This is a genomic window from Ramlibacter sp., assembly GCF_041916345.1.
Taxonomy (GTDB): Bacteria; Pseudomonadota; Gammaproteobacteria; order Burkholderiales; family Burkholderiaceae_C; genus Ramlibacter.
This window is the reverse complement of sequence record NZ_JAYRZR010000025.1, coordinates 20,773-47,243: the sequence shown is the minus strand read 5'-3', so window position 1 is coordinate 47,243 and position 26,471 is coordinate 20,773. Positions and strand designations below refer to the sequence as shown.

Here is a 26,471-nt window from a genome sequence, read left to right as displayed (position 1 = left end):
CCGGTTGCTCTCCACCCCGCCTCGCGGCGACGCAGTTACCTTCAGCTACGAAGTCAATGACCTCCTTCGATGCGGACTTCCACCGCACTGGTTACGCGCCTTCACGGGCGCACGGGTTGCGCTGCGCTCCACCCCAGCCTTGTATTGTGTTGCCCTGATTTTTCAGAGTTCGGCGAAAGCCGATCGGAGCGGGTGCACGCCGCCCCCAGCCTTCAGGCCCCAAGCCCGCAGCGTAGATCAAGCGGCGCCCGCTCCTTTTTTCCCGTCCTGTCCAAAGATCGGACAGTATCTTTCTGCCCGGCTTTGCCGGAGCCCGCATTCACAAGGTTGATCGGACATGGAAGAGGAAAAGCTGCACTCTGTTGGCATCGATGTTTCAAAGGCCAAGCTGGACGTGGCCTTGAAGCTGCCCGCAGGCAAGTGGAAGTCCAAAGTGGTGGCCAACACGGCCGCGGGGTTTGTCGAGCTGCGCGCCTGGCTGGCCAAGCAAGGCGTGGTCAAGGCTCACGTGTGCATGGAGGCCACCGGGGTGTACTGGGAGGCTGTGGCCACCGAACTGGTCGACCAGGGCGTCACGGTCAGCGTGATCAATCCGGCCCAGATCAAGGCCTTTGCCGGCACGCAGGGGGTTCGCACCAAGACCGACGCGGTCGACGCGCGTGTCATCGCCGACTTCTGCGCGATGCACGTACCGCAGGCGTGGAGACCTGCGGCCAAGAGTGTGCGCCGCTTGTGTGCCCTGGTGGCCAGGCGCGAGGCGCTGCTGGATCTGCGCACGCAGGAGAGCAACCGCCTGGAGGTCACTGCCACCGAGGAGGTGCGCACGAGCATCGAGCAGGTCATTGCCGTGCTGGATCGGCAGATCCAGCAGATCGAGCGGCAAATCGCCAAGGATGTGGATGGTGACCCAACGCTGCGTGAGCAGCGCGATCTGCTGGACTCCATCCCCGGAGTGGGAGACAAGACGATCAGCACCCTGCTGAGCCACTACGGAGGCGAACTGAGGTTCGAGAAGACCGCACAGGCGGTGGCCTTCGCGGGCCTGGACACCAGGAAGCACGAGTCGGGCTCGAGCGTGCAGGGCAAGCCCCGGCTGTCCAAGCAGGGCCATAGTGCGATCCGGCGAGCCCTGTACATGCCTGCCGTGGTGGCAATGACCAAGACCGCCTGGGGCAAGGCCTTCAGCCACAGGCTGCTTGCCGCAGGCAAGCCTAAGAAGCTGGTTCTCGGCGCCCTGATGCGCAAGCTCCTGGCGATCGCCTACGGCGTCCTGAAATCAGGAAAGCCCTTCAACCCGGCCCTTCACACTTGATTCGCGAGACAGTATCTACAGGAAGCCCCATGACCAGCCGCATTTCGTAGGCTGGGGTGGAGCGTCAGCGCAACCCCAGCGTTCCCAGTGCCTCCCTCACTCCGGCAGCTGCGCCAGCAGCAACCGCTGCACGTTGCCGCCCATGATGGCGATGATCTCCGCTTCGCTGAAGCCGGCCTGCTGCAGCGTCTGCGTCACCAGCGGCAGCCCGGTGGCGTCGATGGCGGTGCGGGTGGCGCCATTGAAGTCAGAGCCCAGGGCCACGTGCGCAATGCCCGCCACCCGCACCGCATGCCGGATCGCCCGCACGATGTCGCCCAGGCTCAGCCCGCACACCGCGCCGTGGAAGTAGCCGATGCCGACCACGCCGCCGTTCGCGGCGATGCGGCGCAGCTGGTCATCACTCAGGTTGCGCGGCCCTGGGCACGTGCCCTGTACCCCGGTGTGCGACACCACCACCGGCCGCTTCGCCATCGCGAGCACGTCGTCCACCACCTTCGGCGAGGCATGGGCGAGATCCACGATCATCTTCTTCTGTTCCAGCCGCCGCACCACCTCGCGGCCGAAGGGCGTGAGGCCGCCCTTCTCCATGCCGTGGGCCGAGCCGCCCAGCTCGTTGTCGAAGAAGTGGGTGAGGCCGGTCATGCGGAAGCCCGCGTCATACAGGCGGTCCACGTTCTCCAGCCGCCCCTCCAGCGGATGCAGGCCCTCGGTGGCGAGCAGGGCCGCCAGTCGGCCGCCACCCAGGCCGCCACTCGCGAGCAGCGCCTTCAGCTCGCCGCTCGTGCGCACCACCTGCATGCGGCCGCCGCTGGCGGCTGCCGCAGCATGCAGCTTCTCGCTCTGGTACAGCGCCCGCTCCAGCAGACTGCCCCAGGTGCGCGGCGGCCAGCGCTGCGCCATCACCAGCGCGGTGATGGTGTCGCTGTCGGACGGGTTGCGCTCGAAGTTCAGCCCGCGCGGCGACTTCGTCACAGTGGAGAACACCTGCAGCGCGACCCGCCCGTCCTGCAGGCGCGGCAGGTCGGTGTGGCCATAGTCATGGCGGCGCAGCAGGTCTCGCGACCACAGCAGCGCGTCGTCATGCAGGTCCGCCACGAACAGGCGGCCGTGCAGGGTGCGCGCCGCTGGCGTGGCCTCGTAGCCGGGCGGCATCGCCACGCCGTTCATGCGGCGATCCACCTCGCGCGGGACGACGAAGAAGAACAGGCCGAGGGCGATCAGCACCAGGGCGGCCAGGGCAGAGAGCCAGAAGCGCTTGGTCATGCCGGCCTCACATCGGGGTGTTGCGCATCCAGTCCGCCGTCTGGAAGAAGCTCTGGTTCAGCCGCGTGCGCAACTCGGCATCGACACCCACCTCACCCATGGCCTGGTCCATGCACGCCAGCCACTGGTCCCGTTCGAGGATGCCGATCTTGAAGGGCATGTGCCGCATGCGCAGCCGCGGGTGGCCGAAGCGGTCGGTGTAGTGCGGCGGTCCGCCCAGCCAGCCGCAGAGGAACCAGAAGAGGTGCTGGCGCGCGCGCACCAGGTCGCTGCCGTGCGCGGCGCGCAGGGCCGCGTACTTCGGCTCCAGATCCATCAGGTCGTAGAAGCGCTCCACGAGGGCATGGACCTTCGCTTCACCACCGATCCAGTCGAAGGGGGTGGCGTGGGGTTGCTGTTCGGCGGACTGCATGGGCCGGATTGTCGCCCGGCCGCACCTACTCCGCCGCCCGGCGCAGCGTCTCCACCACCGGGCGCTGCAGCACCTCGCGCAGGCCCCACCAGCCGGCCGCCAGCGCCAGCAACGCACCGGCGACGGCACCGACGAGCGGCACGAAGGGCGATGCGGTCCAGGCGAAGTCGAACGCGTACTTCGCCAGGCCCCAGCCCACCACCGCGGCGACGGCACTGGCCAGGAAACCTGCCAGCAGGCCGACGCCCGCCAGCTCGGCACGTTGCACCTGCCGCAGCAGGCTGGCGCGCGCACCGACGGCGCGCATGATGGCGAACTCGCGCGCCCGCTCCTCGCGCGTGGCGGTGACGGCGGCGAACAGCACCACCAGGCCGGCCGCGAGCGTGAAGCCGAACAGGAACTCCACCGCGCGGATCACCTTGTCCAGCACGGCCTGCACCTGGCTGATGGTGGCGCTCATGTCCACGTTGGTGATGTTCGGGTACTGCTTGACCAGCGCGTTGTCGAAGCCCTTGCGCTCCGGCGCGCGGAACGAGCCCATGTAGGTGACGGGCACGTCGGGCAGCTCGCTCACCGGGTACATGACGAAGAAGTTGGCGCGCATGGAGCTCCAGTCCACCTTGCGCAACGAGGTGATGCGCGCCTCGCTCTGCACGCCGGCGATGTCGAAGCGCAGGGTGTCGCCCAGCTTCAGGCCCAGCGTGGCCGCGATGCCGTCCTCCACGCTCACCGCGCCCGCCTCTTCCGGTTGCCAGCGGCCGGCGACGATGTCGTTGTGGGGCGGCTTGTCGGCCGCGTGCGAGAGGTTGAACTCGCGGTCCACCAGACGGCGCGCACGGTCCTCGGTGTAGCTGTCGGGCGAGACGGGCTGCCCGTTCACCGCCACCAGGCGGCCGCGGAACATGGGGTACCAGTCGAGCCGCTTCACGCCCTCGCCGCGCAGCGTGCGCACGAAGGCCTCGCTCTGCTCGGGCATCACGTTGATGACGAAGCGGTTCGGCGCGTCCGGCGGCGTGGCGGCGCGCCAGCTCGCGATGAGGTCGGTGCGCAGCAGCACCAGCAGCACCAGCGCCAGAAGGCCGACCGCGAGCGCGCTGGTCTGCACCACCGCATAGGCCGGCCGGGCGCCGATCTGGCGCGTGGCCAGCACCAGCCAGCGCGGGGCGGTGGTCTCGCTCACCACCCGGCGCAGCAGCTTCACCGCCAGCCAGCTCAGGCCGGCAAAGACCACCACCGCGCCAGCGAAGCCGCCCACCGCGATGCCGCCCAGCTTGAGATCGCTGCTGGCGGCCAGCAGCAGCGCGGCGAAGCCCGTCACGCCCACCCCCAGCACCAGCAGCGAGGCCGGGCGCAGGTTGCCCACGTCACGGCGGATCACCCGCAGCGGCGGCACCTGCGCGAGCTGCAGCACCGGCGGCAGGCCGAACGCGAGCAGCAGGGTCAGGCCCATGCCCAGCCCGAAGGCCACCGGCCACAGCCCCGGCGCCGGCAGCGCCGTCTCCATCAGGCCACTCAGCAGCGCGACGAAGACGAAGTGCACGCCGAAGCCCGCCAGCACGCCCAGCAGGCTGGCGACCACGCCGATCACCGCGAACTCCACCGTGTAGGCCAGCGCGATGGTGCGCTGGCTCTGTCCCAGCACGCGCAGCATGGCGCAGTCGTCGAGGTGGCGCGAGGCGAAGCCGCGTGCGGCCAGCGCCACCGCCACCGCGCTCAGCAGCGCGGCCAGCAGGGCCACCAGGTTCAGGAATTTCTCCGCGCGGTCCAGCGTCTGCCGCATCTCCGGCCGCCCGCCTTCGAGCGACTCCACCCGCACGCCGCGCACCTCGGGCTTGGCCGCCTCGGCGATGGCCCACTCGGAGAAGCGGGCGACATCGCGGTCGGCGCCCGCCACCGCGAAGCGGTAGGTGAGGCGGCTGGCCGGCTGCACCAGCCGCGTGGCGGCCAGCGACTCGGTGGCGATCATCACCCGCGGCGCGAAGTTGAGAAAGCCGCCGCCGCGGTCCGGCTCCACCGTCACGATGCGGGCGATGCGCAGCGTGGCATCGCCCAGCAGCAGCGGGTCACCCACCTTCAGGCCCAGCGCCTCCAGCAGCGGGGCGTCCACCCAGGCCTCGCCCGGGGCCGGCACGTCGCGCGTGGGCTGGCCGGGCTGGTCGGGCGAGGTCGTGGTCTGCAGGCGGCCGCGCAGCGGGTAGCCGGGCGGCACCGCCTTCAGCGCCACCAGGCGCGCGGCGCCGCCCTGGGCCTCGGGGGCGCGGCCCATGGAGGGGAACAGCAGCGTCGTCACGCCTTGCAGGCCCAGCGCACGGGCACGCTCGATGAACGCCGCCGGCGTGGCCTGGTCGCTCACCACCACCGCGTCACCGCCCAGCAGCTGGCGCGCGTCGCGACCCAGGCCGGACTTCAGCCGGTCGGCAAAGAAGCCCACCGCCGTGAGCGCGGCCACCGCCAGCGTGACGGCCACGATCAGCAGGCGCAGCTCGCCCGCGCGCAGGTCACGCCAGAGCGTGCGCCAGCCCAGGGTCCAGGGGGATGTCGACATGCCGCGGACCTTACCTGAAAACTCTCAGGTGGAAGTGAGCAGGGTCTGTGCCGCGGCGGCGTCAGTCGCCGCTGCGCAGGCGGGGCGGGGCCAGCTCCGGCTGCAGCAGCAGCCGGTCGTGGCCGGCATAGCAGAGGAACTGGCGGTTGACCGCGCGACCGACGGCGCACAGGCCCAGCCGCTGGGCGACCTCGTGGCCCATCTGCGTGATGCCGCTGCGCGAGACGACGATGGGCACGCCCATCTGCGCCGACTTGATGATCATCTCGCTGGTGAGCCGGCCGGTCGTGTAGAAGACCTTGTCGGCGCCGGTCTCCTGCGGCTCGCGCAGCCACATCCAGCCGGCAATGGTGTCGATGGCGTTGTGGCGGCCCACGTCCTCCACGAACAGCAGCATCTCCTCCCCGCGGAACAGCGCGCAGCCGTGCACCGACCCGGCCGACTTGTAGGTGCTCTCCTGCAGGCGGATCGCGTTCAGCACGCCGTACAGCTGGGCCTGCGTGATCGTGGCCGGCGGCAGCTGCACGGCCTCCAGCTCGTCCATCAGCCCGCCAAACACCGTGCCCTGGCCGCAGCCGGTGGTGACCACGCGGCTGGCCGTGCGGGCCTCGATGTGGTCGATGCCGCCGCGGGTGCGCACGGCGGCGGCGCCCACCTCCCAGTCGACCGTGATCGACTCCACCTCGTCCACCGCACGCACCAGCCGCTGGTTGCGCAGGTAGCCCAGTACCAGCCACTCGGGCCGCGCGCCCAGGGTCATGAGCGTGACCAGCTCGCGCTTGTCGACGTAGATCGTGAGGGGTCGCTCCGCCGGGATCTGCACGGCCTCGCGCGTGCCCTGCGGCGTGATCGCCTCGATGGCGCGGGTGAGCGGCGCTCGGGCCTCGGTGAGCTGGGGCAGGGGCATGGCGGGCGACAGGATGCGGGAGGCCGCAGGCTACCGCATCCTGCGGCCCGGGCGCAGGGCACGGCCACGTGGGCCGCGGTGCCTCAGGGCTTCTTGGCGGGGGCCTTGGCGGCGGCGGCGGTCGTGGTGGCCGCCGCGGGTGCGGCAGCGGTCGCGGGCGGCGGGTACACGAAGGGCCCCGGGTCGGCACACGCCGGCGTGGCAGGCGCCGCACCGGCCGCGGGCGCCGCGGCGGCCTTGGCATCCTTGCCGCCGGAGGCCTTCTTGTAGTGGGCGGCCACGCGGTCCTGCGCCTTGCAGAGCTGGTAGCCGTCCACCTTGCCCTGCCAGGCCGTCTTGGCCGCGGCCTCGGCCGCCTTGGCCTTGGCGGCGTCGTCCAGCACGGGGGCGGGGATCTTGGCGAACGCGGCGCCCGAAGCCACCAGGGCCAGGGCGCACAGGGTGATGCGGGTCGTCATGTAGAGGTCTCCTGCGCGGTCAGGCCGCGTTCGCCGGCGTGTCGGCCGCACCGGGCGCGGACAGCGTGGCCGGCTTGCTGCGCTGGGCGGGGATCTTGCCGGCCTTGACGTCGTCGTACCAGTACTCGTGGTGCTCCTTGGCCCAGGTCTCGTCCACGTAGCCGGTCTTCATGGCATCGAAGGCGCCGCGCATGCCCAGCGTGCCCATGTAGATGTGGCCGATGAACATGGCCATCATCAGCACCGCCGCGACAGCGTGGATCATGTGGGCCACCTGCATGGTGCCGCGGTCGTACAGCAGGCTCGGGATCAGCTTGTCCAGCACCAGGCCGGAGGCCGCCACCACCAGACCGAGCAGGAACACCCCGCCCCAGAAGAGCGCCTTCTCCCCGGCATTGAAGCGGTTGGACGGAACCTCCTTGTTGCCGAACAGGCCGCCGCCATGCAGCAGCCATTGCAGGTCACCGCGCTGGGGCAGGTTGTCGCGCACGAAGGTGACGAACACGATCACCAGCGACACCACGAACAGCGGCCCGACGAAGTTGTGCATCGTCTTCAGGGCGTAGGTCAGCCAGCCGAACAGCGTGCTGCCGATCACCGGCAGCAGGAAGAACTTGCCGAACGCCATGACGATGCCGGAGATCGCCAGCACGCAGAAGGCGATGGCGTTCGACCAGTGGGCGGCGCGCTCGAAGGGCGTGAAGCGCTCCACCTTGCGGCCGGTCTCGGCGCCGTGCAGTTCGATGGTGCCCTTGGTGAAATAGAAGATCGCGCAGGCCAGCAGGATGATGGCGAGCAAGGCCGCGCCGTAGGGGATGATCCAGTTGTTGCGCACCTGGCGCCACGCTTCACCGGCGGTGGTGAGGCGGCTGCCGGGGTACTGCACCTGCGGCTGGATCAGCACGCCCGCCTCGGGCGCCTGGCTGGCCGGCAGGCTGCTGTAGCCGGCCAGGCCCTGCTTCACGTCACGCCACATGGGCGAGTTGTTGCCGGGCTGCACGGCATTGCGCTGTGCGTTGGTCTGCTTGTCGTAGCCGGCCTCGGACGACGCGTCGCGCTTCACCTCCGGCTTGACGTCGAAGATGTTCTGGCTCTGGATGCCGCCGGGGGCGGCCTGCGCCGGGGCCGGTGGTTCGTCGTGGGGGGCGACCTTGCCCTGGGCGAAGGCCGGCCCCGCGCAGGCCACGGACAGCGCGAAGCCGAACGCGGCCAGGGTGCTACTGAACCTTGGCATAGTCGTTCTGCCCCTGGACGGTGCGCACCTTGAGCTGCTGCTCCCAGCTGTTGCGGTCGCCCGGCTTCCAGCCCGGCGCCACGTAGGGCTTGCCGGTGCCGGCGAAGGGCGGCGCATCGCCCTTGATGCCGGTGGCGGTCTGTTCCTTCTCGGCGCAGCCGGCCAGGCCAGCGGCACCGACGGCGAGCGCGATGACGAACGGGCGGATCATGACTTGGCTCCCGCGGGCTGGCCCGCCTGCTTGGAGCCGTAGGCCGTGCCCCAGCCCCACACCTCGGCGCCCTTGCCGCGCTTGAGCACGCGGTTGCGGAAGATGTCGGCCACCACGTCGCCGTCACCGGCGAGCAGCGCCTTGGTGGAGCACATCTCGGCGCAGGCCGGCAGCTTGCCTTCGGCCAGGCGGTTGCGGCCGTACTTCTCGAACTCGGCCTGCGAGCCATGGGCCTCGGGGCCGCCGGCGCAGAACGTGCACTTGTCCATCTTGCCGCGCACGCCGAAGGTGCCGGCGGAGGGAAACTGCGGCGCGCCGAAGGGGCAGGCGTAGCTGCAGTAGCCGCAACCGATGCAGGTGTCCTTGTCGTGCAGCACCACGCCCTCTTCGGTGCGGTAGAAGCAGCTGACGGGGCACACGGCCATGCACGGGGCGTCGCTGCAGTGCATGCAGGCGACCGAGACCGAGCGCTCGCCCGGCACGCCGTCGTTGAGGGTGACGACGCGCCGGCGGTTCACGCCCCAGGGCACCTCGTGCTCGTTCTTGCAGGCCGTGACGCAGCCGTTGCACTCGATGCAGCGCTCGGAGTCACAGATGAATTTCATGCGGGCCATCAGGGTCTCCTCACGCTCTCTCGATGTTGCAGACGGTCGTCTTGGTCTCTTGCATCATGGTCACGCTGTCGTAGCCGTAGGTCGTGGCGGTGTTCACCGCCTCGCCACGCACCACCGGCGCCGCGCCGCTGGGGTAGTAGGCCAGCATGTCCTGCCCCTGCCAGCGGCCGGAGAAGTGGAACGGCATCCAGACCGTGTCGGGGCCGACACGCTCGGTGACCAGCGCCTGCACGTTGAGCTGGGCGCCGGTGGGCGACTTCAGCCAGACGCGATCGCCGTTGCGGATGTTGCGCGCGGCCGCGGCCTTGGGGTTGATCTCCACGTAGGCTTCCTGCTGCAGCTCGGCCAGCCAGGGGTTGGCGCGCGTCTCCTCGCCGCCGCCCTCGTACTCGACCAGGCGGCCGGAGGTGAGGATGAGCGGGAACTTCTCGTGCACCTTGTCGGCCACGTTCTTCGCCTGCACCGTCTTGTACAGCGTGGGCAGGCGCCAGAAGGCCTTGCGGTCGTCGTGCGTGGGGTACTTGGCCACCAGGTCGGGCCGGGTGCTGTACAGCGCCTCGCGGTGCTGCGGAATCGGATCCGGGAAGTTCCAGACCACCGCGCGCGCCTTGGCGTTGCCGAACGGGTGCACGCCGTGGTTCTTCATGGCCACGCGGATCAGGCCGCCCGAAGGGTCGGTCTTCCAGTTCTTGCCTTCGGCGGCGGACTGCTCCTCGGGGGTGAGCTCGCCCCACCAGCCGAGCTTCTTGATCAGCAGGTGGTCGACCTCGGGGTAGCCGGTGGTGATGTCGCAGCCCTTGCTGTGCGAGCCGTCCTCGGCCAGCAGGTTGACGCCGGCGCGCTCCACGCCGAAGTTGGCGCGGAAGTTGCCACCGCCATCCATCACGTGCTTGCTGGTGTCGTACAGGTTGGGGGAGCCGGGGTGCTTGAGGGCCGGCGTGCCGTAGCAGGGCCAGGGCAGGCCGAAGTAGTCGCCCTCGATGTCGTAGCCGGTCTCCTTGTCCTTCACGCTGGCCTTGGCCTTGAGCGTCTTGACGTCGAAGTGGGCCATCAGGCGCATGTGGGCCTTCAGGCGCTCCGGGCTCTGGCCGGTGTAGCCGATGGTCCAGACCGACTTGTTGATCTCACGCAGGATGTCCTCGGGCACGGGCTCGTCCAGGCCCTTGACCTTCTGCATCTTGTAGTTCTTGACCAGTTCCTTGCCGAAGCCCAGCTTCTCGGCGAGCTGGTACATGATCATGTGGTCGCTGCGGCTCTCCCACAGCGGCTCGATCACCATCTCGCGCCACTGGATGGACCGGTTCGACGCGGTGCAGGAGCCGCTGGTCTCGAACTGCGTGGCCGCCGGCAGCAGGTACACGGCGCGGTTGGGGTTCAGGTCCTCGGGCTTGCCGGGCATGGCCGCCATGGCGGCGGTGGCGGAGGGATACGGGTCCACCACCACCAGCAGGTCCAGCTTGTCCATGGCCCGCTTCATCTCCAGGCCGCGGGTCTGCGAGTTGGGGGCGTGGCCCCAGAAGAACACCGCCTTGAGGTTGGGATCCTGGTCGATCAGCTCGTTCTTCTCCAGGATGCCGTCGATCCAGCGCGAGACGGTGATGCCGGGCTTGGTCATCATCGCCGGGGCGGCGAAGCGGCCCTTGATCCAGTCGTATTCCACGCCCCAGGTCTTGGCGAAGTGGCGCCAGGAACCTTCGACGATGCCGTAGTAGCCGGGCAGCGAGTCGGGGTTGGGGCCGACGTCGGTGGCGCCCTGCACGTTGTCGTGGCCGCGGAAGATGTTGGTGCCGCCGCCGGAGACGCCCACGTTGCCCAGCGCGAGCTGCAGGATGCACGAGGCGCGCACCATCGCGTTGCCGATGGTGTGCTGCGTCTGGCCCATGCACCACACGATGGTGGAGGGCCGGTTCTTCGCCATCATCTCGGCGACCTTGGCCACCTGGGCCTCGGGCACGCCACAGGCCTCCTCGACCTTGTCGGGCGTCCACTTGGCCATGACGTCCTTCTTGACGTCCTCCATGCCGTAGACGCGGTCGTTGATGTACTTCTTGTCTTCCCAGCCGTTCTTGAAGATGTGGTACAGCACGCCGAACAGGAACGGGATGTCGCTGCCGGAGCGGATGCGCACGTACTCGTCGGCCTTGGCGGCGGTGCGGGTGAAGCGCGGATCCACCACGATCATCTTCGTGCCGGTCTCCTTGGCGTGCAGCATGTGCAGCAGGCTCACCGGGTGCGCCTCGGCGGCGTTGGAGCCGATGTACAACGCGCACTTGCTGTTCTGCATGTCGTTGTACGAGTTCGTCATGGCGCCGTAGCCCCACGTGTTGGCCACGCCGGCCACGGTGGTGGAGTGGCAGATGCGCGCCTGGTGGTCGCAGTTGTTGCTGCCCCAGAAGCTGACGAACTTGCGCAGCAGGTAGGCCTGCTCGTTGTTGTGCTTGGAGGAGCCGACCCAGTAGACGGAGTCGGGGCCGCTGGCCTTGCGCAGGGCCATCAGGCGCTCGGCGATCTCGGTGTAGGCCTGGTCCCAGCTGATGCGCTGGTACTTGCCGTTGACCAGCTTCATCGGGTAGCGCAGGCGGTACTCGCCATGGCCGTGCTCGCGGATCGCCGCGCCCTTGGCGCAGTGCGCGCCCAGGTTGATGGGGGAGTCGAAGACCGGCTCCTGGCGGGTCCAGACGCCGTTCTCGACCACGGCGTCGATCGCGCAACCGACCGAGCAGTGCGTGCAGACCGTCCGCTTGACCTCGATCTTGCCGTCCCCGATGCCGGGGCCGGAGCCGGCGGCGCGCGCCTTCTTCACCAGGGTGAGCTGCGAGGCGGCGAGGCCCACGCCGACCCCCAGGCCGGAGCGGCGCAGGAAACCGCGGCGGTCCATGGTGGGCAGGGCGGTGCTCAGGCCGCGCTGCAGGCTGTGGACGAAGGGGGTGCGTGCGTGCGCCTCGGAGGCGCCCGACTTCTTGGTCAGCAACATGGATCGCTCCAGCGGATGGGCGTTAGATGAGCGTGGTCTTGTAGTACTGCTTCACGTGCTCGGACACGTGATAGCCGCCGCCGCGCTCGGGCGCGGGCGGCGTCTCAAGACGGGCGGCTTCGGCAGGCAGCGGGGCCTTCGGCAGGCTCACCACCGCGGCGGTCGCGGCACTGGCGGCCGCGGCGCCGAGCATGAAGCCCCGGCGCGAGGGCTGGACCTTGCGGTCGGACATGGTTGTCTCCTTGCAATGCGCGTGCGACTGCTATGCACGGCTGTTCATACTCTAGTCCAGCGCGCGCCCCGCGGCAATCGTTTGCATGCAATAACCGACCCGACAGGTCTCAGGGTAAACCCAGACCCTGCCGTCGACGTGTCGCAATTTGAGACGAAGTCTCAGGCCAGCAGGTCGAAGCCCTGCGCCTCCACGCTGGCGAAGGCCCGCGTGAAGCCGGCCAGCGCGGCATAGAAGCGGGCTGCCGGATGGGCCGCGAGCGCGTCACACAGAGCCGGCAGCCAGGGCTGGAGATGCGCCGCGAAGAAGTCGCGCTGGCGGGTGAGATTGCACACCGCGACATCGTCACCGGCGATCAGGTAGCGCATGACCTCGCACAGGTAGGCGACGTGGTCCTCGGTCTCGGGCATGGCCTCGTCGCGGGTGAGGCCGAGCGCCGCCAGATCGTCGCGCAGGCGAGCCAGCGGCTTCTCGTTCAGGTAGCCGGAGAGGTAGTGCGAGCCGAAGAGGTAGATCTCGGGCTTGCCGACGCCGCCGAAGAGCGCGTCGTACTCCTGCGCCACCTCGGCGTCTGTCACCGCACGCGCGCTGCCGACCAGGGTGCGCCACGGCTCCTCCAGGAAGGCGCCGGCCGCGGGCGCCTCGGTCACGGCCACGCGCAGGGCGGCCATCAGCTCCGGCGGGGGCGGGGCGTAGTACAGGCGGGCCAGCAGGCCGTAGATCTCGGCCCGGGCGGTCTCCTCGTCCAGGGCGGTGCTCGCGCGCGCGGTGTCGGTCATGCGTCGGTGATCCGGCGTTCGTCGGTGGCGGAATAGAGGTCGATCACGCGGCAGTCGGCGCACATCTTCAGCCGCTCCAGCGCCGCGCCCTGGAACATGGCGTGGCCCGCGAGCTTGCCGAGCATGGCCTCGATGGCTTTCTGGGTGCCGAAGGGCTTGCCGCAGCGGATGCAGCCATAGGGCCTGGTCTCCGCGACCACGCGCACCTCGCGGCGGGCCGGGCCGGGCACCAGCCGTGGCAGCAGCGACACGGCGTCCTCCGGGCAGGTCTTCACGCACAGGCCGCACTGCACGCAGCTCGCCTCATGGAAGCGCAGCTGCGGGGCCTGCGGGTTGTCGCGCAGCGCACCGGCCGGACAGGCGCCCACGCAGGACATGCACAGCGTGCAGCGGTCGCCATCCACCTGCACGGCGCCGAAAGGCGCGCCCGCCGGCAGCGGGATGGCCTCGGGACGGTGCGGCGCGTGGGTGATGAGGTGGTCCAGCGCCAGATCGAGCGTGGTGCGCTTCTCCGGCGCGAGCGCGAAGCGCGCGGGCTCGGCGGGCACGGCACCGGCACGCGCGCGCAGCAACTGCAGCTCCTGATCCAGCTCGGTCGGATGGCGCGCGCGCAGCAGGCTGAAGTGGCTGCCGGCATAGCCCAGGCCCTGCAGCACGGCCTGCGCCATGTCCATCTGCGCCTGCAGGCCCTCCAGGTACTGCGGCGCCTCCTCGTCGGTGATCAGCACGGCGACGTGCGCAGCACCCTGCGCCACCGCGGCCAGCCACACATCCGGGCCCAGGCTCGCCGTGTGCCAGAGCGCCAGCGGCATCACCTGGGCGGGCACGCCCTGTGCCGCGCCCACGCGGGCGGCGCGGCCAAGTTCCTCCACCAGCGTCTGGCCGCGCTGCTGGCTGTGCAGCAGCAGCATGGGCGCGCGGCCGCCGGCCTGGGTGTAGGTCGACAGCAGCGTGCGGATGCGGGTGCCGAGATCCACCGCCTTCGGATACGCATACGACAGCGCGCCCGTGGGGCACACCGTGGTGCAGGCCCCGCAGCCCACGCACAGGCTGGCGTTCACCTGGATCTGCTGGCGCTCCTTCTGGCTGCTGATGGCCTCGGCCGAGCAGATGTCCACGCAGGCGTTGCAGCCCACCAGCTCGTTGCGGCTGTGGGCGCAGAGCTTCTGCCGGTAGTTGACGAAGCGCGGTTTCTCGAACTCCCCCACCAGCTCGCGCAGTTGCAGCACCGCCTGCAGCGCGGCCGGGCCCTCGGCCTCCGCGGGCGGCAGGTGGAAGTAGCCCTGCGGCCGCGCGTGCTGCAGGAAGGCCGGCTGCGCCCGCAGGTCCAGCACCAGATCGAAGGTGTCGGTGTGGGACGCGGGCTCGCGGGAGAAGTCGATGGCGCCGGCCGCGTCGCAGGCCTTGACGCAGGCGCGATGGCCGCGGCAGGCCTCCAGGTTGATCTGGTAGTCCAGGCCGATCGCGCCCTCGGGGCAGGCCGCCACGCAGGCATTGCAGCGCGTGCAGAGGTCCAGGTCGATCGGGTTGTCGCTCTTCCATGCGAGCTGGAAGGCGCCGAGCCAGCCGGCCAGCCGCTCGATGCGGCCGGCGAGCACCGGGTGGCGGCGCTCCTGCGCGCCGCTGCCGCCGGTGGCGAACAGCGTGGCCTGCAGGCTGTCACCGATCAGCGCGGCGAACTTCTCGGCCGCTTCCAGCGCGCCGATGACCAGCAGGCGGCCGCTGCTGCGGTAGCTGACCACCGGCACGGGCTCAGGCTCCGGCAGGCGGGCGGCGGCCAGCAGGGCGGCGATCTTGGGGCCGGCGGCGCGGGCGTCGGCGCTCCAGCCACCAGTCTCGCGGATGTTCACGAAACGCACGGGCGCCACGGCGCCTTCGGTCTCGCGCGCCAGTTCAGCGAACAGCCGCTTTTCCTGTGTGCAGGCCACCACCACTTCACCGGGGCCGCGCACGGCCTGCTGGAAGGCCGGGGCCTCGCGGCGGCACAGCGTGCTGTGCAGCGTCAGGTTCTCATCGAGGGTCTTGCCCAGGACCTTCGGGTCCAGGGGCATCGTCTGGTTGCAGTCGCAGATCAGGGTCGGCATCGTCTTCGGCCGCGGGAACGCCCGCCTCACCGGGGCCCGACTCTGCCACGGATCCGGCCGTGGGGTCATTCGCACGATCCCTGCCTTCCGTTTCCGGATCCTCGTCGAACAGCTTCAGGAAGCGCGCGCCGGCGAGTTGCCGCGCCATCGCCAGCGGCAGCGGGTCGGGCTTGGAATAGTCGTCGATGTAGACATCCATGCCGTCCATCACGTTGAAGTGCGGATCGGCGAAGAGCTTCTTCATCGCGGTGTTGCGCACGTCCGGCGGCACGTCGGCGCGCACGAAGCGGCTGAAATCGCTGGCCGGGGTGAGGGCCTGCGCCTCTTCGAGCGTCGGCGGCGGAGCGGGCGGTACCGCCGCAGGCGGTGCGTCGGCGGCGGTGGTGGAGGCCGTACCGGCGGCGGGCACGGCCTTCGCCGGCAGGGCCACCCCAGGCGCGGCCGGCGGCGGCTCGGGCAGCTCGCGCCCGGTGCGGGCGGCTTCCTTGCGCCGCGCCCAGCGGCCCAGGAAGCCCTCGTCGCGCCCGCCTTCAGCCATGGCCGCCCCCGCGCGAAGGCTTGCCGGTGGACACCGAGGCCGGCTGGCCGAAACGGTCCTGCAGGGGCCGGAAGCTGTCCGGCCGCTTGCGCTTCTTGGGCTCGGGCACGTAGTGCGCCTCGGCGAAGTCACGCATCCAGGCCACCACCTCCGCCGGGGCGGGCACCTGTTCCACCGTCTCCTGCGCATCCAGCCAGCGGCCTGCATCGTGGTAGCTCAGGCTGACCATGGCCGGGCGGGCCATGGGCTCGGCAGCCACGGACGCCTCTTCCTCCATGCGCCACAGCACGAACCAGCACGGCGCGGGCGTGGTGGCATTGAGGATGTAGCCCTCGGCGTCGTCGCGGAACAGCTCGACCTCGAAGCCCGGGTGCAGCCAGCGCTGCTCGGCCGCATCGTCCACGAGCAGCCGCGGTTCCGTGCCGAAGGCGCCGTCATCCGGCAGCACCTCGGCCAGCTCCCAGCGCCAGGGCTGCCAGCGGTTGTCGATGCGCACGCGGCGCATCACCACGGCCACGGTCAGACGGGGGCGGACGGGTTCGACCATGGGGCGGAGATTAGCCGCTTTCGGCGCGACGGTCGGCGCGTGCGGGTTTGCCGCGACGCACCGACCAGTGCCTCAGGCCGCTGCCACGCGCACCGCGCAGTACTTGAACTCCGGGATCTTGCCGAACGGATCCAGCGCGGGATTGGTCAGCAGGTTCGCCGCCGCCTCCACATAGGCAAAGGGCATGAACACCGTGGCGTCGGGCGTGCCGTCATCCTGCCGCACGCGGCAGGTCACCTCGCCGCGGCGGGAGGCGATGCGCGCCTTCTGGCCGGGTGTCAGGCCCAGGCGCTGCAGCTCGCGCCCGTTCAACGACGCGGTCGCCACCGGCTCCAGCGCGGCCAGCACGTCGGTGCGGCGCGTCATGCTGCCGGTGTGCCAGTGCTCCAGCACGCGGCCGGTGATCAGCACCAGGGGATAGTCGGCATCGGGCTGCTCGTTGGCGCTCACCAGTTGGGCGGGCACCAGCTTCAAGCGGCCGTCGGCGGTGGGGAAGTGGTCGGTGAAGACGATGGGCTGGCCCGGGTCGTCCTCGCTCAGGCAGGGATAGGTGACGCTGCCCTCGCGCTGCAGGCGCGCCCAGGTGATGCCGGCGATGGCCGTGTGCATGGCCTGGCGCATCTCCTCGTACACGGCCGCCACGCCGGCATGCTCACCGAGGTAGTGCCACTGCAGGCCCATGCGACGCGCGATCTGCTGGATCAGCCAGAGGTCCGGCTTCGCCTCGCCCGGTGGCTCGATGGCCTGGCGGCCGAGCTGCACCATGCGGTCGGTGTTGGTGACGGTCCCGGTCTTCTCGGGCCAGGCGGTGGCGGGCAGCACCACATCCGCCAGCCAGGCCGTCTCGGTCAGGAAGATGTCCTGCACCACCAGATGCCGCAGCGAGGCCAGCGCCTCGCGGGCGTGGTTCAGGTCCGGGTCGCTCATGGCCGGGTTCTCGCCCACGATGTACATGCCGCGCACCTTGTGCGGGTCGTCGTCGGGCGCCAGCGCCTTGTGCAGGATCTCCACCACCGTGTAGCCCGGGCGGTCATCCAGCCGCGTGCCCCAGAACCGCTCGAACCAGGCGTGGGCCTGCGGGTTGTCCACGCGCTGGTAGTTGGGCAGCATCATCGGGATCAGGCCGGCGTCGCTCGCGCCCTGCACGTTGTTCTGTCCGCGCAGGGGATGCAGGCCGCTGCCGGGCTTGCCGATCTGGCCGGCCACGCTGCACAGCGCGATCAGGCAGCGCACGTTGTCGGTGCCGTGCACATGCTGGCTGACGCCCATGCCCCAGAGGATCATGGCGCTCTTGGCGGTGGCGAAGGCACGCGCCACCTCGCGGATGGTCTCGGCCGGGATGCCGCAGACGGCGGCCATCCGCTCCGGCGCGAAGGCCTGCACGCTCTCGCGCAGCGCGTCGAAGTGGCTGGTGCGCGCGGCCAGGAAGGCCTGGTCCGCCAGGCCCTCCTCGATGATCGTGTGGATCATCGCGTTGACGAGCGCCACGTCCGTATCGGGCCAGAAGGGCAGCACGCGCCACGCATGGCGACCCAGGTCGGTGACGCGCGGATCGGCCAGCACGATGCGGGTGCCGGCGCGCGCCGCGTTCTTCATCCAGGTGGCCGCCACCGGATGGTTGGAGGTGGGGTTGGAGCCGATCACGAGCACCAGCTCGGCGTGGGCCACGTCGCTCACCTGGTTGCTCACCGCGCCGGAGCCCACGCCCTCCAGCAGCGCCGCCACGCTGGACGCATGGCACAGGCGCGTGCAGTGATCCACGTTGTTGCTGCCGAAGCCGGTGCGCACCAGCTTCTGGAACAGGTAGGCCTCTTCGTTCGTGCCCTTGGCCGAGCCGAAGCCGGCCAGCGCCTTCGGCCCGTGCGTGTCGCGCAGCTTGCGCAGGCCACCGGCGGCGGCTTCCAGCGCTTCCTCCCAGCTGGCCTCGCGGAACACCTCGTCCCAGCGCGCCGGGTCACGCATCACGTTCACGTCCTTGGGCACGTCCGGCCGGCGAATCAGCGGCTTCGTGAGCCGATGCGGGTGGTGCACGTAGTCGAAGCCGAAGCGGCCTTTCACGCACAGCCGGCCGTGGTTGGCCGGCCCGTCACGGCCGTCCACCGCGACGATGCGGCCCCCGCGCACCTTGTAGGTGAGCAGGCAGCCGACGCCGCAGAAGGGGCAGACCGACTCGACCTCGCGGTCCACGCGCTGGTCACCGACCAGCGTGCGCGGCATCAGCGCGCCCGTGGGGCAGGCCTGCACGCACTCGCCGCAGGCCACGCAGCTGCTGTGGCCCATGGGATCATCCAGGTCGAACACGATCTTCGACTGCGCGCCGCGGAAGGCGTAGCCGATCACGTCGTTGACCTGCTCCTCGCGGCAGGCACGCACGCAGCGCGTGCACTGGATGCAGGCTTCCAGGTTGACACGCATCGCTGGGTGCGAGTCATCCGGTGCGGGCTGCTCGCGTTCCAGCCGGCGCAGGGCGCGCCGCGGCGCCACGCCAAGCCGGGCCGCCCAGTCACTCAGTTCACCGTGCTGGCCGGCGGGCGTCCACTTGCGGCCCTGCTCGGGCAGGTCGGCCAGCAGCAGCTCGACCACCATGCGCTGGCTGTGGCGCGCGCGCTCGCTGTCGGTGCGCACCTGCAGGCCGGGCGTGACGGCGCGGCAGCAGCTCGGCGCGAGCGTGCGCTCGCCCTCGACCTCCACCACGCAGGCGCGGCAGTTGCCGTCGGGCCGCAGGCCGTCGCTGTGGCACAGGTGCGGGATGGCCACGCCATGGCGCTGCGCGGCGTGCAGGATGCTCTCCCCCGCCACCGCCTGCGCCGGCCGGCCATCGAGCAGGAAGTCCACACGGGGCAGGTCAGGCGATTTCATGAGCGAAGTACTTCTGCACGCAGCGGATCGGGTTGGGCGCCGCCTGCCCCAGGCCGCAGATGGAGGCATCGGCCATCACCCGCGACAGATCCTCCAGCAGGGCCTGGTCCCACACCGGCGCTTCCATCAGCGCCGCCGCCTTGGCCGTGCCCACGCGGCAGGGCGTGCACTGGCCGCAGCTCTCGGCGGCGAAGAAGCGCATCATGGCCAGCGCGGCGTCGCGCGCGCGGTCTTGCCGGCCCAGCACGATGATGGCGGCCGAGCCGATGAAGGCACCATGCGGTTGCAGCGTGTCGAAGTCCAGCGGCACATCGGCCAGGGAGGCGGGCAGGATGCCGCCGGAGGCGCCGCCGGGCAGGTAGGCATACAGATCGTGGCCGGGCTGCATGCCGCCGCAATGGTCCTCGATGAGTTCGTTCAGGGTGATGCCGGCCGGCGCCAGCTTCACGCCCGGTTTCGCCACGCGGCCGCTGACGCTGAACGAGCGCAGGCCCTTGCGGCCGTTGCGTCCGGGGCCGGCGAACCACGCGGGGCCGCGTTCCACGATGTCACGCACCCAGAACAGCGTCTCGAAGTTGTGCTCCAGCGTGGGCCGGCCGAACAGCCCCACCTGCGCGATGTAGGGCGGGCGCTGCCGCGGCTCGCCGCGCCGGCCCTCGATGCTCTCGATCATCGCGGACTCCTCGCCGCAGATGTAGGCGCCGGCACCACGCCGCAGCTCGATGTGCGGCAGCGGGCACGGCGGCTCCGCCTGCAGGCGGGCGATCTCGCGAGTCAGCATCACGCGGCAGTCGTGATACTCGTCACGCAGGTAGATGTAGACGGCCTCGGTGCCAACCACCTGCGCCGCGATGAGCACGCCCTCCAGGAAGCGGTGCGGGTCGCGTTCCAGCCAGTGGCGGTCCTTGAAGGTGCCGGGCTCGCCTTCGTCGATGTTCACCGCCATCAGGCGCGGCGCCGGCTGCTCGCGCACGATGCGCCACTTGCGCCCGGCCGGAAAGCCCGCGCCACCCAGGCCGCGCAGGCCGGCGTCCTCCAGCGCGCGGAGCACGACCTCGGCATCCTCCTCGCCGTTGACCACCGCCGCCGCCAGCGAGTAGCCGCCCTGCGCGCGATAGGTGTCGTAGTCCACGTGGTCGCTCACGCCCAGCGCGCGGCCGATCTCGCCGGCGCCGCGCGCGGCCTGCGCCACCACCGCCTGCATCACGCGCTCTTCGCTGGCCTGTGGCACCGCCACCTGGCCCACCAGCGCGGCGGGCGCCTGGTCGCAGCGGCCGATGCAAGGGGCGGGCAGCACGCGCACGCCCTCGCCCAGCAGGGCAGGCAGGCGCTCGCGCACGTGGGCGGCGCCTGCCAGCTCGCAGCCCAGGCCGTCGCACACGCGCACCGTCAGGCCGGCGGGCGTCTCGCCCTCGCGCAGCAGGTCGAAGTGGTGATAGAAGCTCGCCACCTCCTGCACCTGCGCCAGCGGCAGGTTCATCTCGCGCGCCAGTGCCACCAGGTGCGCCGGGTGCAGGCCGCCCCACTGGTCCTGCAGGCGGTGCAGGTGCTCGATCAGCAGGTCCGGCCGGTGCCCCTCGGGCGGGCGTGGCCCGATGCAGGCGCGCACCTCCTCCAGCGCGGTCGCCTCGGGCTGACGGCCTTTCAGCCGGGCGCCACGGCGGATGCGCTCGCGCAGGTCATCCGGGCTACCGAGCACGGCAGTCACGGGTCTCGGGGAATCGGGTCGGTCTGGGTTCATCGGTCAGGCGCCACTTTAGCGCCTGCAGGGTCCGCCCGGCCACCGCGGGCGGCGCGGGGGTCGGATCAGCCCCGCGGGCCGTCGACCAGCTTCTCCAGCAACTCCAGCAGCATGGCCTGCTCGGCGCGGCTCAGCCGCTGCAGCCAGGCGCGGTCGGCCTGGCGGATGGCGGCCTGGGCCTCACGCACCATGCCCAGCCCCGCGGGCGTGAGCGTCAGGTGCTGCTGCCGCGCATCGCGCGCGGCGCGCTCGCGCTCCAGCAGGGCGCGCTGCTCCAGCCGCCGCAGGATGCCGGTCATGTTGGGCGGCGCCACGCCAAGCGCCTGCGACAGCTGGCCTTGTGTCACCTCTTCGTTGCCGGCGATGAGCAGCAGCACCGAGAACTCCACCGGCCGCAGGTTGCAGCTCTCGCGCACGGCGGACTCGAAGGCCTTGAAGGCGACGTAGCGCGAGCGGGCCAGCAGGTAGCCGGGGAAGCGGCGCAGCTCGCGCTGGTCCAGCGCACGGGCGGGGGTTCGCGGGGTGTCGGCAGCAGGCTTGACCATGGCGACGCTTATACGGGATCACGCCGGGCCGGGCAAGCCGACATCTCGCCAGAAGCTGATGGGCCATCACCAAAAGGGCACCACGAACCAGGGGCGCGTCATCAGGGAAACCACCGATCTCGCCGGCTTGAATTGTTTATCGTTGATAACAATACTGGACCCATCGAGGCCGGACCACCGGCCCCCATGAGGAGACAAGTCCCATGAGCTGGAAGTTCGACAGCCTGGGTTGGGCCGTTCGTTGGGGAAGCCGCGCGTCGCGCGGTGACGCGCCACCGTCTGCCCAGCCCGCCCGCACCGCCACCGCCGAAGAACTCGCGCGGATCCGCCTGGCCATGCTGGAGGCCCTGGGCCCCGGCCGCACCGCCAGCCGCCTGCACCTGCGGGTGGCGACGGCCTGTGACGCCTGGGTGCTCTGGGACCTGCGCAACGAGCTGCTGGCCACGCTGGCCGCGCGTGACGGCGAAGCCGCCGCCACCCGCACCGTGACCGCGCTCACCCCCCTGTTCCAGGGCCTGCTGCCCGCCGGCCTGGCGCGCAGCCTGGCAAGCCCTGGCCCCACCCGCCACTGAGTCCCACCGCCCCGCGCCCATCGGGGCCCCAACCGGAGTCCACCCCATGTTCCAACGCATCCTCCCCGCCGCCCTGGCCCTGCTGCTGGCGGCCGCCGCCCACGCCGGCGACAAGGGCGTCACGCCCACCGAGATCCGCCTTGGCGCCTCCCAGGTGCTGAGCGGCCCGCTCGGACCGCAGACACGCGAATACGGCGTCGGCGCGCAGCTCTACTTCGACTCGGTCAATGCGGCCGGCGGCGTGCACGGCCGCAAGATCAGCTACACCACCCTGGACGATGGCTTCGACGTCAAGCGCGCGGTCGAGAACACCCGCAAGCTGATCCAGGAGCAGGAGGTGTTCATGATCTTCAACAACACTGGCACGGCGCAGACGGGGGCCATCCTGCCGCTGGCGCAGGAGACGCGCACCGTCATCTTCGGACCCGTCACGGGCGCCTCCAGCTTCCGCGAGAACGTGAATCCGTTCCTGTTCCACGTGCGCGCCGGCTATGCCAACGAGGCCCGCGCCATCGTGGGCCAGCTCAAGCGAACGGGCATCACGCGCGTCGCCGTCTTCTACCAGGACGACCCCTTCGGCAAGGCGCTGCTGACCGAGCTGAAGGCCGCCTCCGCCGCCGAGGCCCTGCCCTTCCTGGCGGAGGTCAAGGTCGATCCCAAGCAGCCGGACTTCAAGGCCGCGGCGCAGCAGACGGTGGCCGTGCAGCCGCAGGCGGTGATCCTCGGCACCGCGGGCACCACGTTCCCGAACTTCGTGCGCGCCGTGCTGCAGACCGGCGGCAAGCCCAGCTTCTACGGCTTCTCCGTCGCCAGCCTGGACGTGATCAACAAGGAGTTGAAGGAGCAGGCCCGCGGCATCGTGCTGGCGCAGATCATGCCGTCCCTGCGCAACAGCTCGGTGCCGGTGGTGGCCGAGTACCTGAAGCTGCTGCGCGAGAAGGCACCGGAGGCCGTGCCCTCGGCCTCGCAGTTCGAGGGCTTCGTGCACGCCCGCCTGCTGGTGGAGGGCCTGCGCCGCGCCGGCAAGAACCTCAGCACTGACAGCTTCATCAAGGCCATGGAGTCGGCCGGCGAAATCAGCTTCGGGAAGTTCGTGGCCAAGTACTCGCCACAATCCCACAACGGCTCCAGCTACGTGGAGCTCGCCATCGTGGACAACAGCGGCAACCTGCGGTACTGAGCGCGGCTCAGGTGTTCTTCGACACCGTGATGGTCGGGAACTTGGCGGAGAAGTCCTTCGCGCGCGCGGCGACCTTGATGGCCACCTGCCGCGCGACCGACTTGTAGATGCCGGCCGCCTCGCCATCCGGATCCGCCACCACCGTGGGCTGGCCGCTGTCGGCCTGCTGGCGGATGCGGATGTCCAGCGGCAGCGCGCCCAGGTAGTCGATGCCGCGTTCCTGCGCGTAGCGACGGCCGCCGCCTTCGCCGAAGATGTGCTCGGCATGGCCGCAGTTCGAGCACACGTGCACCGCCATGTTCTCCACCAGGCCGAGGATGGGCACGCCCACCTTCTCGAACATGGTCACGGCCTTGCGAGCGTCGATGAGCGCGATGTCCTGCGGCGTGGTCACGATCACCGCACCGGTCATGGGCACGCGCTGCGACAGCGTGAGCTGGATGTCGCCGGTGCCGGGCGGCATGTCCACCAGCAGGTAGTCCAGCTCCTGCCAGTTGGTCTGGCGCAGCAGCTGCTCCAGCGCCTGGGTGGCCATGGGGCCGCGCCAGATCATGGCGTCGTCGGGGTCGACCAGGAAGCCGATGGACATGACCTGCAGGCCGTGGTTCTCCAGCGGCTCCATGGTCTTGCCGTCCTCGCTCTCGGGGCGGCGGGCGATGCCCAGCATGGTGGGCTGGCTGGGGCCGTAGATGTCGGCGTCCAGCACGCCCACCCGCGCGCCCTCGGCCGCAAGGGCCAGCGCCAGGTTGGCGGTGGTGGTGCTCTTGCCCACGCCGCCCTTGCCTGATGCCACGGCGATGATGTTCTTCACGTTGGGCATCAGCGCCACGCCGCGCTGCACCGCGTGCGGGATGACGCGGGTGACGATATTCACCGAAACGTTGTCCACGCCCGGCACGCCGCGCGCGGCCGCCACCAGCGCGCGCCGCAGCTCGGGCACCTGGCTGCGGGCGGGATAGCCCAGCTCGATCTCGAACGACACCTCGCCGCCGTCGACCTGAAGCTGCTTCACGGCCTTGGTGCTGACGAAGTCCTTGCCCGTGTTCGGGTCCTTCACCGCGGCGAGGGCGGCGAGCACTTGTTCCTGGGTTGCCATGGGCGGCAGTGTAGCGAGCGCCACTAAAATCGCCGGTCCTCCCCGGAAAGCCCCCATGTCCGCCCCGCGCAAGCTCTTCGTCACCACCGCCCTGCCCTATGCCAACGGGCGCTTCCACATCGGCCACATCATGGAGTACATCCAGGCCGACATCTGGGTGCGGCACCAGCGCATGCAGGGCAGCCAGGTGCATTTCGTCTGCGCCGACGACGCGCATGGCGCGCCCATCATGATCGCGGCCGAGAAGGCCGGCCAGACGCCGCAGCAGTTCGTGGCCGGCATCGCCGCCGGCCGCAAGGAATACCTCGACGGCTTCCACATCGCCTTCGACAACTGGCACAGCACCGACGGCCCGGAAAACCACGCGCTGGCGCAGCAGATCTACCGCGACCTCAAGGCCAACGGCCTGATCGCCAGCAAGACCATCGAGCAGTTCTTCGACCCCGAGAAGAACATGTTCCTGCCGGACCGCTTCATCAAGGGCGAGTGCCCGAACTGCCATGCGAAGGACCAGTACGGCGACAACTGCGAGGTCTGCAGCAAGGTCTACAGCCCCACCGACCTGATCAACCCCTACTCGGCGCTCTCGGGCGCCACGCCGGTGCTGCGCACCTCGGAGCACTTCTTCTTCAAGCTGTCGGATCCGCGCTGCCTCGCCTTCCTGCGCGAATGGACGACCAGCGGCGCGGTGCAGCCGGAGGTGCTGAACAAGATCAGCGAGTGGCTCACGCCCGACGAGGCCGGCCAGACCGCGCTGGGCGACTGGGATATCAGCCGCGACGCGCCGTACTTCGGCATCGAGATCCCCGACGCGCCGGGCAAGTACTTCTACGTCTGGCTCGACGCGCCGGTGGGCTACCTGGCCTCGCTCAAGAACTACTTCGACAAGGGCGGCGCGGCCGCCGCTGGCGAGCCGCGCTCGTACGAGACGTTCATCGCCGATCCGCAGGTGGAGCAGGTCCACTTCATCGGCAAGGACATCATCACCTTCCACACGCTGTTCTGGCCGGCCATGCTGTACTTCAGCGGCCGCAAGGTGCCCAACCACGTGTTCGTGCACGGCTTCCTGACCGTGAACAACGGCGAGAAGATGAGCAAGAGCCGCGGCACCGGCCTGGACCCGCTGAAGTACCTGGCGCTGGGCATGAACCCCGAGTGGCTGCGCTACTACCTGGCCGCCAAGCTGAATGGCCGCAACGAGGATGTCGACTTCAATGCCGACGACTTCCAGGCGCGCGTGAACAGTGACCTGATCGGCAAGTACGTCAACATCGCCAGCCGGGCCGTGAAGTTCGTGCCAGGCGGCCGGCTGGTGGCCGCCCCGCCGGTGGAAGGTCTGGATGCCGCGGCCCTGGTGCAGGCCGTGCGCACGCTGTACGAAGACCGCGACTACGCCAAGGCGCTGCGCGAGATCATGGCCGCCGCCGACCGGGTGAACACCGCCTTCGACGCCGCTGCGCCGTGGAAGCTGGCCAAGGCCGGCCAGGGCGAGCAGGCCGCCGCCGTGGGCAGCCAGTGCCTGGAAGCCTTCAAGGTGCTCACCGCGTGCCTGAAGCCGGTGCTGCCCGCCCTGGCGGCGCAGGCCGAGCGCTTCCTGGCCTGCGCCCCGCTCGATTGGGACAACGCCGCCACGCCCCTGGGCGCCGGCCATGCGGTGGGCGCGTACGAGCACCTGATGCAGCGCGTGGACCCGAAGCAGCTGGAGGCGCTGTTCGAGCCACCGGCGGCGGCGGGCGGGCAGCCCTCACCCCAGCCCTCTCCCGCAAGCGGGCGAGGGGGTGAACCGGGCGGCGAAGGCATCGCCGCCAGCATCACCATCGACGACTTCACGAAGATCGACCTGCGCATTGCGAAAATCGTGAACTGCGAGGCGGTCGAAGGCTCCACCAAGCTGCTGCGTCTGACGCTGGATGTGGGCGAGGGCCGGCACCGCAACGTGTTCAGCGGCATCGCCTCCGCCTACCAGCCGGCGGATCTGATCGGCCAGCTCACCGTGATGGTCGCCAACCTGGCGCCGCGCAAGATGAAGTTCGGCGTGAGCGAGGGCATGGTGCTCGCCGCCAGCCACGGCGATGAGAAGGCACAGCCTGGCATCTTCGTGCTGACGCCCTGGCCCGGCGCGCAGCCGGGCATGCGGGTGCGCTGATGCGCCTCGTCCGCGCGCTCGCCATCGGCGCCGTCCTGGCCGCGCTGGGCGGGTGCACGGTGCTCACCATCGCGGGTGCGGCCGCATCGGTCGCGGTCACGGGGGCTTCGCTTGCGGTTGATGCCGCGGTGGGCGCGGCACGGCTCACCGGCAACGCGGTCGGCGCCGCCGCCGATGCCGCCACGAAGGACGACGAAGAGTCCACCGACCGGTAGGCGG

Annotated in this window: 23 protein-coding genes; 5 read left to right on the top strand and 18 right to left on the bottom strand. The window is 70.4% G+C overall.

Features of this window, described 5'->3' with window-relative positions; genetic code table 11:
- Positions 1-337: 337 nt before the first annotated feature.
- Positions 338-1,312 carry an IS110 family transposase gene (locus ACE3T5_RS09155; RefSeq protein WP_374666737.1) on the top strand — a complete coding sequence of 325 codons (975 nt, stop codon included), beginning with the start codon at positions 338-340 and terminating at the stop codon, positions 1,310-1,312.
- 96 nt (positions 1,313-1,408) lie between these two features.
- Here the strand turns inward: ACE3T5_RS09155 and ACE3T5_RS09150 are convergent, their stop codons facing one another.
- The 17 genes from ACE3T5_RS09150 to ACE3T5_RS09070 form a co-directional block, all read right to left on the bottom strand.
- Entirely contained in the window at positions 1,409-2,578 is a 1,170-nt protein-coding gene (locus tag ACE3T5_RS09150) for a dipeptidase (RefSeq protein ID WP_374666735.1), read from the bottom strand.
- A gap of 7 nt (positions 2,579-2,585) precedes the next feature.
- Positions 2,586-2,990, bottom strand: a complete 405-nt coding sequence (locus ACE3T5_RS09145) for a group II truncated hemoglobin (RefSeq protein ID WP_374666733.1) — start codon at positions 2,988-2,990, stop codon at positions 2,586-2,588.
- Positions 2,991-3,015: 25 nt separating this feature from the next.
- Complete coding sequence (locus ACE3T5_RS09140; RefSeq protein WP_374666731.1) at positions 3,016-5,535, bottom strand: ABC transporter permease; 2,520 nt, start codon at positions 5,533-5,535, stop codon at positions 3,016-3,018.
- 61 nt (positions 5,536-5,596) lie between these two features.
- Entirely contained in the window at positions 5,597-6,442 is an 846-nt protein-coding gene (locus ACE3T5_RS09135; protein WP_374666729.1) for a formate dehydrogenase accessory sulfurtransferase FdhD, read from the bottom strand.
- An 83-nt stretch (positions 6,443-6,525) separates the two neighbouring features.
- A complete protein-coding gene (locus ACE3T5_RS09130) occupies positions 6,526-6,900 on the bottom strand; it encodes a hypothetical protein (RefSeq protein ID WP_374666727.1) in 375 nt (124 codons plus the stop codon).
- Positions 6,901-6,919: 19 nt separating this feature from the next.
- Complete coding sequence (locus ACE3T5_RS09125; protein ID WP_374666725.1) at positions 6,920-8,134, bottom strand: formate dehydrogenase subunit gamma; 1,215 nt, start codon at positions 8,132-8,134, stop codon at positions 6,920-6,922.
- Positions 8,118-8,345, bottom strand: coding sequence for a hypothetical protein (locus ACE3T5_RS09120; protein ID WP_374666723.1), 228 nt, complete (start codon positions 8,343-8,345; stop codon positions 8,118-8,120). The genes ACE3T5_RS09125 and ACE3T5_RS09120 overlap by 17 nt, the downstream gene beginning before the upstream one ends.
- Positions 8,342-8,959 (bottom strand): formate dehydrogenase FDH3 subunit beta, encoded by a 618-nt coding sequence (gene fdh3B / locus ACE3T5_RS09115; protein ID WP_374666721.1) that lies wholly within the window; start codon positions 8,957-8,959, stop codon positions 8,342-8,344. The genes ACE3T5_RS09120 and fdh3B overlap by 4 nt, the downstream gene beginning before the upstream one ends.
- A gap of 10 nt (positions 8,960-8,969) precedes the next feature.
- Positions 8,970-11,933: a formate dehydrogenase subunit alpha gene (locus ACE3T5_RS09110; protein WP_374666719.1), complete on the bottom strand. Its 2,964-nt coding sequence runs from the start codon at positions 11,931-11,933 to the stop codon at positions 8,970-8,972.
- Positions 11,934-11,955: 22 nt separating this feature from the next.
- The gene (locus ACE3T5_RS09105; protein ID WP_374666717.1) at positions 11,956-12,165 is read right to left on the bottom strand and encodes a twin-arginine translocation signal domain-containing protein; all 210 of its coding nucleotides are present in this window, start codon (positions 12,163-12,165) and stop codon (positions 11,956-11,958) included.
- Between the two features lie 161 nt (positions 12,166-12,326).
- Entirely contained in the window at positions 12,327-12,944 is a 618-nt protein-coding gene (locus ACE3T5_RS09100; RefSeq protein WP_374666715.1) for a molecular chaperone, read from the bottom strand.
- Positions 12,941-15,028: a 4Fe-4S binding protein gene (locus tag ACE3T5_RS09095; protein ID WP_374666713.1), complete on the bottom strand. Its 2,088-nt coding sequence runs from the start codon at positions 15,026-15,028 to the stop codon at positions 12,941-12,943. Before ACE3T5_RS09095 ends, ACE3T5_RS09100 begins: the two co-directional genes overlap by 4 nt.
- Entirely contained in the window at positions 14,955-15,566 is a 612-nt protein-coding gene (locus ACE3T5_RS09090; RefSeq protein WP_374666711.1) for a DUF3306 domain-containing protein, read from the bottom strand. The genes ACE3T5_RS09095 and ACE3T5_RS09090 overlap by 74 nt, the downstream gene beginning before the upstream one ends.
- On the bottom strand, positions 15,559-16,113 hold the full coding sequence (locus ACE3T5_RS09085) for a DUF3305 domain-containing protein (protein WP_374666709.1): 555 nt from the start codon (positions 16,111-16,113) through the stop codon (positions 15,559-15,561). The genes ACE3T5_RS09090 and ACE3T5_RS09085 overlap by 8 nt, the downstream gene beginning before the upstream one ends.
- A 72-nt stretch (positions 16,114-16,185) precedes the next feature.
- Positions 16,186-18,972 (bottom strand): formate dehydrogenase subunit alpha, encoded by a 2,787-nt coding sequence (gene fdhF, locus ACE3T5_RS09080; protein ID WP_374666707.1) that lies wholly within the window; start codon positions 18,970-18,972, stop codon positions 16,186-16,188.
- A complete protein-coding gene (locus ACE3T5_RS09075; RefSeq protein WP_374666705.1) occupies positions 18,959-20,713 on the bottom strand; it encodes an NADH-ubiquinone oxidoreductase-F iron-sulfur binding region domain-containing protein in 1,755 nt (584 codons plus the stop codon). Before ACE3T5_RS09075 ends, fdhF begins: the two co-directional genes overlap by 14 nt.
- A 65-nt stretch (positions 20,714-20,778) precedes the next feature.
- The gene (locus ACE3T5_RS09070) at positions 20,779-21,258 is read right to left on the bottom strand and encodes a MarR family winged helix-turn-helix transcriptional regulator (RefSeq protein WP_374666703.1); all 480 of its coding nucleotides are present in this window, start codon (positions 21,256-21,258) and stop codon (positions 20,779-20,781) included.
- A 203-nt stretch (positions 21,259-21,461) separates the two neighbouring features.
- Here ACE3T5_RS09070 and ACE3T5_RS09065 point away from each other — a divergent pair, with 203 nt between their 5' ends.
- Together ACE3T5_RS09065 and ACE3T5_RS09060 are read left to right on the top strand one after the other, a co-directional pair.
- The gene (locus ACE3T5_RS09065; protein ID WP_374666701.1) at positions 21,462-21,830 is read left to right on the top strand and encodes a hypothetical protein; all 369 of its coding nucleotides are present in this window, start codon (positions 21,462-21,464) and stop codon (positions 21,828-21,830) included.
- Positions 21,831-21,876: 46 nt separating this feature from the next.
- Positions 21,877-23,010: an ABC transporter substrate-binding protein gene (locus ACE3T5_RS09060; protein WP_374666699.1), complete on the top strand. Its 1,134-nt coding sequence runs from the start codon at positions 21,877-21,879 to the stop codon at positions 23,008-23,010.
- Between the two features lie 7 nt (positions 23,011-23,017).
- Here the strand turns inward: ACE3T5_RS09060 and apbC are convergent, their stop codons facing one another.
- On the bottom strand, positions 23,018-24,106 hold the full coding sequence (apbC, locus tag ACE3T5_RS09055) for an iron-sulfur cluster carrier protein ApbC (RefSeq protein ID WP_374666697.1): 1,089 nt from the start codon (positions 24,104-24,106) through the stop codon (positions 23,018-23,020).
- Positions 24,107-24,161: 55 nt separating this feature from the next.
- Between apbC and metG the strand changes: the two genes are divergently transcribed.
- Together metG and ACE3T5_RS09045 are read left to right on the top strand one after the other, a co-directional pair.
- Positions 24,162-26,252, top strand: a complete 2,091-nt coding sequence (gene metG, locus ACE3T5_RS09050; RefSeq protein WP_374666695.1) for a methionine--tRNA ligase — start codon at positions 24,162-24,164, stop codon at positions 26,250-26,252.
- Positions 26,252-26,467 carry a hypothetical protein gene (locus tag ACE3T5_RS09045; protein ID WP_374666693.1) on the top strand — a complete coding sequence of 72 codons (216 nt, stop codon included), beginning with the start codon at positions 26,252-26,254 and terminating at the stop codon, positions 26,465-26,467. The genes metG and ACE3T5_RS09045 overlap by 1 nt, the downstream gene beginning before the upstream one ends.
- The last annotated feature ends 4 nt before the right edge of the window (positions 26,468-26,471 follow it).